This is a genomic window from Pseudomonas sp. P7759 (assembly GCF_013386445.1).
Lineage (GTDB): Bacteria > Pseudomonadota > Gammaproteobacteria > Pseudomonadales > Pseudomonadaceae > Aquipseudomonas > Aquipseudomonas azotoformans_A.
In genome coordinates this window covers 1-11945 of sequence record NZ_JACART010000001.1, presented here as the reverse complement: position 1 = coordinate 11945, position 11945 = coordinate 1, and the positions used below count along the sequence as shown (strand labels likewise).

At 62.1% G+C, this 11945-nt stretch carries 11 protein-coding genes; 6 read left to right on the top strand and 5 right to left on the bottom strand.

Features of this window, described 5'->3' with window-relative positions; translation table 11 throughout:
- Positions 1–35: 35 nt before the first annotated feature.
- Positions 36–335 carry a DUF6124 family protein gene (locus tag HX823_RS00055; protein WP_177073810.1) on the bottom strand — a complete coding sequence of 100 codons (300 nt, stop codon included), beginning with the start codon at positions 333–335 and terminating at the stop codon, positions 36–38.
- Positions 336–568: 233 nt separating this feature from the next.
- Between HX823_RS00055 and HX823_RS00050 the strand changes: the two genes are divergently transcribed.
- Positions 569–817: an acyl carrier protein gene (locus tag HX823_RS00050; protein ID WP_177073809.1), complete on the top strand. Its 249-nt coding sequence runs from the start codon at positions 569–571 to the stop codon at positions 815–817.
- 88 nt (positions 818–905) lie between these two features.
- On the opposite strand, the gene HX823_RS00045 is transcribed toward HX823_RS00050, so the two are convergent.
- Positions 906–1367, bottom strand: a complete 462-nt coding sequence (locus HX823_RS00045) for an Lrp/AsnC family transcriptional regulator (protein ID WP_010174823.1) — start codon at positions 1365–1367, stop codon at positions 906–908.
- A gap of 160 nt (positions 1368–1527) precedes the next feature.
- Here HX823_RS00045 and yedA point away from each other — a divergent pair, with 160 nt between their 5' ends.
- Positions 1528–2424: a drug/metabolite exporter YedA gene (yedA, locus tag HX823_RS00040; protein WP_177073808.1), complete on the top strand. Its 897-nt coding sequence runs from the start codon at positions 1528–1530 to the stop codon at positions 2422–2424.
- Between the two features lie 48 nt (positions 2425–2472).
- Positions 2473–3807: a DEAD/DEAH box helicase gene (locus tag HX823_RS00035; protein WP_177073807.1), complete on the top strand. Its 1335-nt coding sequence runs from the start codon at positions 2473–2475 to the stop codon at positions 3805–3807.
- 131 nt (positions 3808–3938) lie between these two features.
- Here HX823_RS00035 and HX823_RS00030 read toward each other — a convergent pair whose 3' ends face one another.
- The 3 genes from HX823_RS00030 to HX823_RS00020 form a co-directional block, all read right to left on the bottom strand.
- Positions 3939–5165, bottom strand: coding sequence for a TIGR03862 family flavoprotein (locus HX823_RS00030; protein ID WP_177073806.1), 1227 nt, complete (start codon positions 5163–5165; stop codon positions 3939–3941).
- A gap of 109 nt (positions 5166–5274) precedes the next feature.
- Positions 5275–8598 (bottom strand): type III effector HrpK domain-containing protein, encoded by a 3324-nt coding sequence (locus HX823_RS00025; RefSeq protein ID WP_177073805.1) that lies wholly within the window; start codon positions 8596–8598, stop codon positions 5275–5277.
- 229 nt (positions 8599–8827) lie between these two features.
- On the bottom strand, positions 8828–9748 hold the full coding sequence (locus HX823_RS00020; RefSeq protein ID WP_177073804.1) for a histone deacetylase: 921 nt from the start codon (positions 9746–9748) through the stop codon (positions 8828–8830).
- A 75-nt stretch (positions 9749–9823) separates the two neighbouring features.
- Between HX823_RS00020 and HX823_RS00015 the strand changes: the two genes are divergently transcribed.
- The 3 genes from HX823_RS00015 to HX823_RS00005 are packed head-to-tail and all read left to right on the top strand — an operon-like array spanning position 9824 to position 11885.
- Positions 9824–10393, top strand: coding sequence for a GNAT family N-acetyltransferase (locus tag HX823_RS00015; RefSeq protein ID WP_033897913.1), 570 nt, complete (start codon positions 9824–9826; stop codon positions 10391–10393).
- Positions 10394–10431: 38 nt separating this feature from the next.
- Entirely contained in the window at positions 10432–11301 is an 870-nt protein-coding gene (tesB, locus tag HX823_RS00010) for an acyl-CoA thioesterase II (protein WP_016976734.1), read from the top strand.
- Entirely contained in the window at positions 11298–11885 is a 588-nt protein-coding gene (locus HX823_RS00005; RefSeq protein ID WP_177073803.1) for an HAD family hydrolase, read from the top strand. Before tesB ends, HX823_RS00005 begins: the two co-directional genes overlap by 4 nt.
- Positions 11886–11945: the final 60 nt, after the last annotated feature.

Sequence of the window (11945 nt, the reverse complement as noted above, 5' to 3'; positions counted from 1 at the left end):
ACAAGCCCGCTCACCACAACGTCTCGGTTGTCAGGCTATTGTGGCTGCACACACTCCAACGCCCGATCCACCACCCCCTTCGCCATCCCCACCAGATGCATCACCGCCCGCTGCTGCGCGCTCAGCACCTCAGCCGAATCCTGCACCGTCTCCACCGCACAATGCAGCAAGTCAGCCGCATGGGCGAGCGCGTCTTCGAAGCTCAGGTTGTCATTCAGAATGAAATTGGGTGCATCCGGGGCGCAGGCTTTGAGGTAGTAGTCGATGGCTCGGCGATTGAGGAGGGCGTCTTCGCTGAGGAAGTTTGCGTTCGATGTGGAAGTTGCTTTGATCATGTTCAGAACTCCAGAGTATTTGACTCGCTCCTTCCGTCAATTTCGGCTTGCACTTCCGGTCATCGAGGGGCCGATGACGTGGGGCAGATTAGTGGTGCAGTCTTTGCGGAGCAAGGGGTTGAAGCTCGCTCGGAAACTTCCCGCAAGTGAAAGGGAGCGGTCTTGCTGGCCATCTAGAACAGCCCTCTGGTATCTGTTCCGATATCGGGGGAGAAGAAAAGAGAGTTAGCCAAATGAGAGCCGAGATCAGCGAAAAGGTAATCCAACTGTTCGTCGATATCATTGGCTTCATCGACCGCAGCCAAGTGACAGAGCAAACGGATTTCATCCATGACTTTAAGATCATTGATGACGACTTGACCTGCTTCGTCATGCAGATCAAATGGCAGTTCAACCTGCAGGCCACTCAGGCAGATTGGAATCACATCACCACGATCAAGCAGATTGTCGATTTGATTGTTGAGCGCTCAAATGTGCATTGATGCAACTTACGTCATCGCAGGCAAGCCAGCTCCCACCGTTGGAATGCATTTCAACTGTGGGAGCCGGCTTGCCGGCGATGGCGGCGGTTCAGCCACCATTTTTCCCATTGCCCTCCAACTGCCCCAACGGCACCCGCCGCTCTATCGCGCTCGACAAAATAATCGAGGTCTTGCTGAACCCGAACTTCGCCACGCGGTTGATCAAGCTCTCCAACTCCGGCATCGACCCCACCGCCGCCTGCATGATCACGCACGGATCGCCGGTCACCCGATGGCACTCCGTCAACTCCGGAATTTCCGCCAACGCGTCATACACCTTCTGGCTGCCGTGATTGGTCAAGCGCAGCTCAATCACGCACTGAATCGGCAAGCCCACTTTGGACAGGTCCACCTTGGCCTGATACCCGGTGATCACGCCACTGGCCTCCAATTTGGCCACGCGCTCGGCCACGGCGGGGGCGGAGAGGTTTACTGTGCGGGCCAGTTGCGCGTAGGACGCGCGGCCGTCTTCGAGCAGGGCGCTGAGGAGCATGCGGTCGTATTTGTCCATGATAAGGCTCCGGTTGCGAGTGACTTTCGAAAGCACGGTTTATAGCCTTCACAACCATGCTTTGAAAAGTGTATTGGCGTTTTAAACAGGTTTTGTAACTTATGTTTAACGACCTGCCTTTTTAGAATAAGCCTCCCATCTCCTGCCATAGAGCCACCCAATGCCTGGCCCACGTCGCTTTCCCTTACCGTTGATCGCCGCCTTTTTTGCGCTGTATGTGATCTGGGGTTCCACCTATCTGGTGATTCGCATCGGCGTGGAGTACTGGCCGCCGTTGTTGCTGGCGGGGATTCGGTTTTGCACGGCGGGGGCGTTGATGTATGGCTTCCTGCGCTGGCGCGGGGTGCCGGCGCCAACGTGGCCGCAGTGGAAGGCTGCCGGGATGATCGGTCTTTTGCTGCTCACCGTGGGCAACGGCGGTGTCAGCGTGGCGGAACACATGGGCGTGTCGTCCGGCGTGGCGGCGTTGGCCGTGGCGACGGTGCCGTTGTTCACCTTGTTGTGTGGGTATTTCTGGGGCGCGCGCAACACTCGCTTGGAGTGGGCGGGGGTGATCCTGGGGATCATCGGCATCGCCATGCTCAATATGGGCAGCACGTTGCAGTCGAGCCCGATGGGCGCTGTGCTGCTGTTGGTGGCGGCGGCCTCCTGGGCGTTCGGTTCGGTGTGGAGCCGGCAATTGCCACTGCCCCAAGGCGCCATGGCGAGTGCTGCGGAAATGCTGGTGGCGGGCGTCGCGCTATTGATCATCAGCACGCTGTCCGGTGAGCGCCTGCAGGCCGTGCCACCGCTGGAAGGCTGGCTGGCCCTGGCCTACCTGACCGTGTTCGGTTCGATCATCGCCTTCAACGCCTATATGTACCTGCTCAAGCATGTGCGCCCGGCGGCGGCGACCAGCTATGCCTATGTGAACCCGGCGGTCGCTGTATTGCTCGGTATTGTGTTCGTCGGCGAGACCATTGGTCTGGAAGAAGCGTTGGCCATGCTGGTGATTATCAGCGCCGTCCTGCTGATCAGCCTGCCCCAGTGGCGCAAGCCGAAGGCGGAAATAAGGTAAACTGCGGCGCATTGCGACCTTGCGCTGAATTTTTCCTACGGTAAACACATGACTTTCGCCACCCTTGGCCTGATCGAACCCTTGCTGCGCGCCCTTGAGACGCTTGGCTACCAGACCCCGACGCCGGTGCAGGCGCAAGCCATTCCGGCGGTGCTGGCCGGTCGCGACCTGATGGCTGCGGCCCAGACCGGCACCGGCAAGACCGCCGGTTTCGCCGTGCCGTTGTTGCAACTGCTGACGATGGAAGGGCCGAAAGTCGCCGCCAATTCGGCACGCGCGCTGATCCTGTGCCCGACCCGCGAATTGGCCGAGCAGGTGCACGCCAGCGTTGCCGAGTACGCGCAAAACCTGCCGCTGACCACTTACGCGGTGTACGGCGGCGTGAGCATCAACCCGCAGATGATGAAGCTGCGCAAAGGCGTCGACATTCTGGTCGCCACGCCGGGCCGCCTGATCGACCTGTTCCGCCAGAACGCGCTGAAACTCAACCAACTGCAAACCCTGGTGCTGGACGAAGCCGACCGCATGCTCGACCTGGGTTTCTCCGAAGAGCTGGCGAACATCTACCGCATGCTGCCGAAAAAGCGCCAGACCCTGCTGTTCTCCGCGACCTTCTCCGATGAGATCCGCACGCTGGCCGGGCAGATGCTCAACGACCCGCTGAGCATCGAAGTCAGCCCGCGCAACGTCGCTGCCAACACGGTCAAGCAGTGGATTGTGCCGGTGGACAAGAAGCGCAAGCCGGAGCTGTTTGTGCACCTGATGCGCAAAGGCCGCTGGAAGCAGGTGCTGGTGTTCGCCAAGACCCGCAATGGCGTGGATGCGCTGGTGGATAAGTTGCAGGGCCTGGGCATCAATGCCGACGGTATCCATGGCGACAAGCCCCAGGCTACCCGTCAACGTGCGCTGGACCGTTTCAAGTCGAGTGACGTGCAGATCCTGGTGGCCACCGACGTGGCGGCCCGTGGCCTGGATATCGAAGACTTGCCGCTGGTGGTCAACTTCGACCTGCCGATCGTGGCCGAAGACTACATCCACCGCATCGGCCGTACCGGCCGTGCGGGTAACACCGGTGAGGCGATTTCCCTGGTGTGTGCCGATGAAGTGAACATGCTGTCGGCCATCGAGATGCTGACGCGTCAGACCTTGGCCCGCCACATGGAGCAGGACTTCGAACCGGAACACCGCGTGCCGGACACCGATGCCAGCGGGCAGGTGGTGAAGAAGCCAAAGAAACCGAAAAAGCCTAAAACCTCGGGCGGTGGCGGTAAGCGCAACCTCGGCAAGTGGGTAGACAGCGGGGACGTGGCGCCGGCTGAGCCGTCGATCAAGCCGGTGCGCAAGGTGCCGGTGTTCAATACCGGGCCGCGTAAGAAGAAGTGATTTTGCGGGGCTGCTGATGGCCTCTTCGCAGGCAAGCCAGCTCCCACATTTGACCGAGCTCCAACATGGGAATGCAGTCAAATGTGGGAGCGGGCTTGCCCGCGAAGGCGGCTCTGAATTCACCGCAAATCTCAGCGATTAAGCCACTCCAACATCCCCCGCCCAGCCGCTCTGCCGCTGGCAAAGCACCCCGTCAGCAAATACCCGCCCGTAGGCGCTTCCCAGTCCAGCATCTCCCCCGCACAAAACACCCCCGGCAATTGCTTGAGCATCAAGTGCTCATCCAACGCCTCAAACGGCACGCCGCCCGCTGTGCTGATCGCTTCATCCATCGGCCGGGTCTTTACCAGAGTCAAAGGCAGCGCCTTGATATCCACCGCCAATTGCGCCGGATCATTGAAGTGGTCAGACGGCGCCAACTCGCGCAGCAGTGCGGCTTTGACCCCATCCAAGCCCAACTGACTGTGCAAATGCTTGCTCATCGAGCGTGAGCCACGCGGTTTCGCCAAGGCGGCCTGAACCTTGTCCAGCGCCTTGCTCGGCAGCAGGTCGATGTGCACGGTGGCCGAGCCGTCGCGGTTGATCGCTTCGCGGATCGGCGCTGACAACGCGTAGATCAGGCTGCCTTCGATCCCGCTGGCGGTGATAACGCATTCGCCGAGGCGTGGCTTGTCGTCACCCAAACCAATCGCGACGTTTTTCAACGGCGCGCCGGCGAATTTGCTGACCATCAATTCGCTCCAGGCCGACACCTCGAAACCGCAGTTGCTCGGTTGCAGCGGGGCGTAAGGCACGCCTTTGTCCTCCAACAACTTGAGCCAGGCGCCGTCAGATCCCAACCGCGACCAGCTGCCGCCGCCAAGGGCCAGCAGCACGGCGTCGCTGTGGACAGTTTTCTCACCGTCGGGGCTGTGGATAAGTAAGTCGTCCTCGGCATTCCAACCCAGCCAACGATGACGGGTGTGGATAACCACACCTTGGTCGCGCAGGCGCTTGAGCCAGGCGCGCAACAGGGGCGCGGCTTTCATGTCGGTGGGAAACACGCGGCCGGAGGTGCCGACAAACGTCTCGATGCCCAAGCCATGAATCCATTCACACAACGCCTCGGCCCCGAAACTACGCAGCAACGGGGCCATGTGCGGCGCGCGTTCGGCGTAGCGCGACAGAAACGCCGGGTACGCTTCGGAATGGGTGATGTTCATGCCGCCCACGCCGGCCAGCAGGAACTTGCGCCCCACCGAGGGCATGCCGTCGTACAGGTCCACCCGCACGCCCGCCTGGCTCAGGACTTCGGCGGCCATCAGGCCGGCAGGGCCACCGCCGATAATGGCAACGTGGGAAGGAGCAGCAGCGGACATTGGCAGGCCTGGTTAAAAACAAAGGGCGCTCATTGTAAGCAATGCTGCGAAATTGTGGTGAGTGGGGTTGTTGTGGCAAGCAGGCTTGCCACAACAAGCTGACCGGGCTTTAGGCAAAACCAGTGTTGGCGTACGGCGGGTACTCGTCCGCACGGTCGGCGTCGGTGATCGGGCCGCCGGTGAGGCCATATTTATCCAGGGTCGGCACCAGGTTGCCGAAGAACGCGTCCTGTTGTTTTTCCCGTTTCACCACCTCGATGATCGGGAACACAAAGCTGGTCACGATGCCCACCCCGGCGGCAGCCCAACCCAATACCCCGGCGAAGGTGCCGGCGATGGCCGCCGCGTCGGCAATGCCGAACAGCCCCGCGCCGCCTTCGATGATCGAGGCCACTGCCGCGCCGGTGCCCAGGGCGCCGCTGGTGAGGGAGAAACCGGCGTTGAGTTTATCCCCGGCAAACGCGCTGTTGACCCCGCTGATCAGGCCGAACACCCCGCCGATAAAGCTGCCGGTACCGCCGACGATCTTGCCCAGGTTGCCCAGGCGGTTGAGGCCGTCGGTGTTCTGCACCATTTTGCCGGTGGGGAAGTCGCCGATCCCTTGGGGTTTATTCGGATCGATCGGCGTGGGTTTCCAGGTCATGCCGTAGCCGGCTTCCTTGGCGTATTTGGTGCCGCCTTCGGTGATCAGGCCGGCAAACTGCATGCCTGCCGCCACGCGCCCGGCGTTGTCTGCCGGGCTGTTGCCGCCCGTGGCCGAGCGCGCCGCCAGCACGCCGCCGGCCAGCAAGGCGCTGCCGATGTGCAGCAGGCCCTGTTTGTACGAATCGCTGACGTTGAGCTTCAGCCCATCCACGGCCTTGGGCAGTACGTCGCTGATCTTCTCGCCCTGGCGGTTCACGTCCCACATCGAGCGGATCAACGAGATCACGTCCTGCGGCTTGATCTGCGCCCCCGTGGCGTCTTTGAACATCTCCGGGTCGTCGGCCATGGCTTTCTCGATGATGGCCGTGGTCTTGGCTTCGTCGAAGTTGCCATTGGCATCGCCGAACGCCCCCTTGAGCACGTCGTCGTTGGCGCCGTTGACCAGGGAGTCGGACACCGCCTGGTTGACGTATTGCTGCACCGTCGACGAGTCCTGGGCCGAGACCTTGTCACCGAGGAATTCCTTGAGCAACTCGGCATGGGCGGCGTACTGGCCGATGGCGGTCATCGGGTCGGCGTTCGGCTGGGCGAGAGCGTCTTGCAGGTCTTTGCCGTTGAGGATGTGGTCCTTGAAGAACTGCTCGATGTCCCCGGATTTTCCCGATTTTTCCGCGATGACACTGAGGTCCACATGCCCATCGCCGCCCAGGGCCAGGTCGGTGAGGGTGGCGTCGGTGCCGGCCAGGCTCAGGGCGTCCATGAGCGACAGCGGTTTGCCATCGGCGCCTTTGGTGTTCAGGGCGGTGTTGAGCAGGTTGCCGCTGTTGATCTGGCCGTCTTGGTAGGCCTGCAGCTCGTGCTTGATCGCCGGGTCGCTGTTGACGATATCGTGCATGCCGGACGCTTGGTTCTGCGCCAAGAAGGTCTTCACGTCCGGGTCGCTGGACAGCTGGCCGATGGCGGCGTCGAGCTGGTCGGTGACCTTGGATTTGGTCGGGTTGAGGTGGTATTCGGTGTCCGCGGTAATCCCCGCATACAGGTCGCCGTCGCCCACTTTGTCACTGGCGGCCATGCGCGCGCGGGCGTCGCTGATTTCCATCATCACGGCGGCTTTGGTCTTGCCGTCGTAGTTCTCCGGGTGTTCGAGCACGTCCTTGGTCAGTTTGGAGGTGTCGACGTCGGCCACCGAGCTGCGCACCGCGGCGTTGCTGAGCATCATCAACACGCCGTGGTCGTCCTTGGGCGCCTGGTTTTCCAGCCACGCACCGAGGTTTTTCTGTTGGGTGATGCCATCGGCCTTGGCGGTGGCGGGCAGGTCGCCGGCCATGTCGAGGGTGCGCAGCATGCCGGGGGTGGACCAATAGCCTGCGGCGCCGGTCAGCTCGGGGCTCAGGCCCGAGTCATCCTTGATCGCCTTGAGGTTGGCGGTGTTCAGGCTGCCATTGTTGGCGCGCTGGTTGGGCCCCTGCATTTCCGGGCCGGCGCTGCTTACCAGGGAGATATTGGCCATGACGATGGCGGCGGACTTGGCGTTTTCCTTGGCCAAGCCGGTGGCATCGGGGTTCTTGCTGAGGAAGGTGCTGTAGGACTTCGAAGCGGCCGACAGATCCTTGTTCGATTGGCTGATGAACTTATCCACATCGGCGTGGGTAATCACCCCATCGCTTTTGCCCAGGCCGCCGCTGTCGAGGGCGTTCATCAGGCTTGGGCTGCCCGCCAGGTACTTGAGGCAAGCCTGGGCTTCGGGCGGCAGGTCGGCGGGCGGGTTGGAGAAGTCGATGGGGCGGTCGTGCAGGCCCCATTTGTCCCAGTTGTCGCTGAGCATTTTCGAAGCGGCGCGCGGGCGGTCGAGGTCGCGTTCTTCCTGGGTCGGTGTGCCGCTGGTGTTGCCGACGATCTTGTCCCAGTCCTTGGCGCTGGCGTACTTGGAGTTGTCGATCCAGTTGGTGTCCACGGCGCCGTCGACGCCAAAGATGCCGTTGGACTCCTTGACCACCGAGGCGTACAGGTCGGGGCTGATGGCCTGGGACACGATGATCTTGTCGCCGGAAGCGGTCTCGTACCGGATCAGCCCGTGGCCGAGTTCTTCCGGCGTGCCCACCAGGCTCACGCTGCCGGCCTCATTGGCACCGGCCAGGCGATACCCGTCATTCTTGCTGTCGTTGATCAGGCCCCAGGTTTCGCCGTCGGACTTAACCTTTTCGTACAGGTCGCTGTTGGTTTCCTTACTGACGATGACCTTGTCGCCCGACAGGGTTTCGTAACGAATCATGCCCGGCCCCACTTCATCGGCCGGGCCGATGCCCTTGTAGGTGTCCAGGCCCGGCGCGGTGTCGCCGGCCTGGGCGATGCGGTAGCCGTCGGCCTTGCTCTTGTTCAGCGCGTCCACGGCGTCGACTTTGCCAGCCATGCCGTCGAACAGGTACGGGGTCATCTGCTTGATAATGATGATGTCCTTGCCGTCGCGGGTTTTCAGCTCCAGGACGTTGTCGGAAATCTTGGTGATGCTGGCGATGTTGGCCAGGGGCACACCGGTGTTGCTGATGTCGGCCAGGTTCGGGTCGTTGAGGCGCTTGATCGCCTCTTGGTCGCCGGTGGCTTTGACGTCGGCGATTTTCTTGTCCTTGGTGTTGTCGGTCACCCCCAGGACTTTGAAATTACCGGGGTGGGCGGCTTCCTTGAAACCGGACACGGCGCGGGACATTGCTGCGTCAAAGGTGGCGGCGACTTTCTTCAGGGCGTCGTCATTACTGGGCGTCGTGCTACTGCCGATCTTGTAAGTTGCCATCGCGGGGTACTCTGAAAGCGGGAGAGGCCTTCAGGTTGACGACGGCGTGCGGCAGTTTTGTTGCAAAACGGCCGCCGGCGCCAAGTTCCACAACGTTTCACGGCTGTGGAAAAGTATCTGGTCAAAAAACGTACAGTTTCTTGCGGGCTATACGGCTACTGGCTTTCAGGCCGTTACGCTCAAGTTATCCACAGGTGGTTCCACAGGGATTGTGGGTAACGCCCACAGTTCAGTGACAACCTGATGACGTCCACACCCGTTGCGCGCTGTGATGCAGGATGCCGTGGCGGCGGGCGAGGGCCGGGCGGTCCTTGCTGTAGCCGCCGCCGATCACGCCCATCACCGGGATATCGCGGCCCAGGCAGTGGCGCATCACGCTTTCATCGCGGGCGGCGACGCCTTGGTCTGTCAGCTTGAGGTAGCCGAGGGCGTCGTCCTTGTGCACATCGACGCCGGCGTCGTACAGCACCAGGTCGGGTTGGTACAGCGGCAGCAGGTAGTTGAGGGCGTCGTCCACCACCTTGAGGTAGTCGGCATCGCCCATGCCCATGGGTAGCGGAATGTCCCAGTCGCTCTGGGCCTTGCGCGCGGGGAAGTTCTTTTCGCAGTGCAGCGACACGGTGATAGCGTCCGGCGTGTCTTGGAGGATGCGCGCGGTGCCATCGCCCTGGTGCACATCGCAATCGAAGATCAGCACGCGATTGACCCGGCCGCTGGCCAGCAGGTAATGGCTGATCACCGCCAAGTCATTGAAGATGCAGAAGCCTGCCGGGTAATCGTAGTGGGCGTGGTGGGTGCCGCCGGCCAGGTGGCAGGCCAGGCCGTGCTCCAGCGCTTGTTCCGCCGCGAGTATCGAACCGCCCACCGCCCGCACGGTACGGCGGGCCAGGGCTTCGTTCCAGGGCAGGCCGAGGCGGCGCTGGTCTTCACGGGATAATTCGCCGCCCATGTAGCGCTCGATATACCCAGCGTCATGGGCCAGGGCCAGAATCTCTGGCGGGCACAGTTGTGGGCGCAGCAGTTGGCTGTCCTCGGTCAGGCCACTGTCTACCAGGTGGTCGCGCAACAGGCGGAACTTGTCCATGGGGAACCGGTGGTCCGCCGGGAACTCGGGGCTGTAGTCATCGTGGTAGATCAATGGCAAAGGCATGGGATTTTCTGACGGGAACCTGCGACGGATCTTAACAGCGCTGTACACTCACGCACATGGCAAGGGAGGGGACCCATGGAGCCGATACTGGAATTGGAAAGCGCACGCCTGGTGCTGCGCCAATGGCGCGACAGCGACCTGGCGGAGTTTGCGCGCATGTGCGCCGACCCACAGGTGATGCGCTATTTCCCGGCCAAGCTGAGTCACCTGGAAAGCGCCGCGCTGATCGGCCGCATTCGTGGGCACTTCGCCGAGTATGGCTTTGGCCTGTGGGCCTTGCAGCGCAAGGACACGGGTGAATTCATCGGCCTCACCGGGTTGCTGAATGTCAGTTTCGAGGCTGATTTTACCCCGGCGGTGGAAATCGGCTGGCGCCTGGCCCGTGAACACTGGGGGCTGGGCTATGCCAGCGAGGCGGCCTGGACCGCATTGCGCTGTGGGTTTGATCGTTTGAAACTGGACGAAATCGTCGCCTTCACCACGGAGGCCAATCTGCCCTCACAAAAAGTCATGCAGGCCATCGGTATGCATTACGATCCCCAGGCAGATTTTGAACACCCCAAGGTCGCAGCCGATGACCCGCTGCGCCCTCATGTTTTGTACCGCATCACCCGCGCCCAATGGTTGGACACGCTGCACGGATAAGCAGCCCGGAATGCCCCATAGATTGTAGGAGTTGCTCTATGAGCCAAGTATTGGAAGATCTGGTGGACCTGCTGACCCTGGAGCCGATCGAGGAAAACCTCTTTCGCGGCCGCAGTCAGGACCTGGGTTTTCGCCAACTGTTCGGCGGCCAAGTGCTCGGCCAGTCGTTGTCGGCTGCCAGCCAGACCGTAGAAGAAGCGCGGCACGTGCATTCCCTGCACGGTTACTTCCTGCGCCCCGGCGATGCGAAGTTGCCGGTGGTGTATTCGGTGGACCGTGTGCGCGATGGCGGCAGTTTCAGCACGCGCCGCGTGACCGCGATCCAGAAGGGCCACCCGATCTTCACCTGCACCACCTCGTTCCAGTACGACGAACAAGGCTTCGACCACCAGACCACCATGCCCGTGGTCGTGGGCCCGGAAAACCTGCCGTCGGAGCTGGAGCTGACCCAGCAACGCGCGCACCTGATCCCCGAGCACATGCGTGACAAGCTGCTGTGCCCCAAGCCCATCGAAGTGCGCCCGGTCACCGAAAAAGACCCGTTCAACCCGCAGCCGTCCGACCCGGTCAAGTACGTGTGGTTCCGTGCCGATGGCGCGTTGGCCGACTCGCCGGCGCTGCATAAATACCTGCTGGCCTACGCCTCGGACTTCGGTCTGCTGACCACCTCTTTGCTGCCCCATGGCAAGACGGTCTGGCAGAAAGACATGCAAGTCGCCAGTCTCGACCACGCGCTGTGGTTCCACGCCGACCTGCGTGCCGATGACTGGTTGCTCTACGCCATGGACAGCCCATGGGCCGGTAATTCCCGAGGTTTCTCCCGTGGCAGCGTGTACAACCGCGCCGGGCAACTGGTGGCCTCGGTGACCCAGGAAGGCCTGATCCGCCATCGCAAGGATTGGGCATGAGCCTGTCGGACATCAAACACTGGGTGTTCGACATGGACGGCACCCTCACGGTCGCCGTGCATGACTTCGCGGCCATTCGCGTGGCCCTGGAGATTCCGCCCGAGGACGACATCCTCACTCACTTGGCGGCGTTGCCTGCCGATGTCGCGGCGGCCAAGCATGCCTGGTTGCTGGAGCATGAGCGCGAGTTGGCGCTGGGTTCGGTCGCGGCTGAAGGTGCGGTGGCGCTGGTGCGCGAGTTGGCCGGGCGTGGTTATCGCCTGGGCATCCTGACCCGCAATGCGCGGGAGCTGGCGCACGTCACCCTGGAGGCGATCGGTCTGGCAGACTGCTTTGCCATCGAGGACGTGCTGGGGCGTGACGATGCGCAACCCAAGCCTGATCCGGATGGCTTGCTGAAACTGGCGGCCGCTTGGGACGTGGCGCCGAGCGAGATGGTGATGGTCGGTGATTACCGCTTCGACCTGGACTGTGGCCGGGCAGCGGGGACGCGGACGGTGTTGGTGAATTTGCCGGAGAATCCGTGGCCGGAGTTGGTGGATTGGCATGCCGAGGATTGCTCGGTGTTGCGCCGGATGATTTAGATCGGTCTCTGAAGACCCAATGTGGGAGCGGGCTTGCTCGCGAATGCGGTGTGCCAGTCA

Excerpts from the sequence above, each read along its gene's own strand:
- HX823_RS00050 (WP_177073809.1), top strand. The coding sequence starts at position 569 with ATGAGAGCCGAGATCAGCGAAAAGGTAATCCAACTGTTCGTCGATATC.
- HX823_RS00015 (WP_033897913.1), top strand. The coding sequence starts at position 9,824 with ATGGAGCCGATACTGGAATTGGAAAGCGCACGCCTGGTGCTGCGCCAA.
- HX823_RS00055 (WP_177073810.1), bottom strand. The coding sequence starts at position 335 with ATGATCAAAGCAACTTCCACATCGAACGCAAACTTCCTCAGCGAAGAC.
- yedA (WP_177073808.1), top strand. The coding sequence starts at position 1,528 with ATGCCTGGCCCACGTCGCTTTCCCTTACCGTTGATCGCCGCCTTTTTT.
- HX823_RS00025 (WP_177073805.1), bottom strand. The coding sequence starts at position 8,598 with ATGGCAACTTACAAGATCGGCAGTAGCACGACGCCCAGTAATGACGAC.
- HX823_RS00035 (WP_177073807.1), top strand. The coding sequence starts at position 2,473 with ATGACTTTCGCCACCCTTGGCCTGATCGAACCCTTGCTGCGCGCCCTT.
- HX823_RS00030 (WP_177073806.1), bottom strand. The coding sequence starts at position 5,165 with ATGTCCGCTGCTGCTCCTTCCCACGTTGCCATTATCGGCGGTGGCCCT.
- HX823_RS00020 (WP_177073804.1), bottom strand. The coding sequence starts at position 9,748 with ATGCCTTTGCCATTGATCTACCACGATGACTACAGCCCCGAGTTCCCG.
- HX823_RS00045 (WP_010174823.1), bottom strand. The coding sequence starts at position 1,367 with ATGGACAAATACGACCGCATGCTCCTCAGCGCCCTGCTCGAAGACGGC.
- HX823_RS00005 (WP_177073803.1), top strand. The coding sequence starts at position 11,298 with ATGAGCCTGTCGGACATCAAACACTGGGTGTTCGACATGGACGGCACC.
- tesB (WP_016976734.1), top strand. The coding sequence starts at position 10,432 with ATGAGCCAAGTATTGGAAGATCTGGTGGACCTGCTGACCCTGGAGCCG.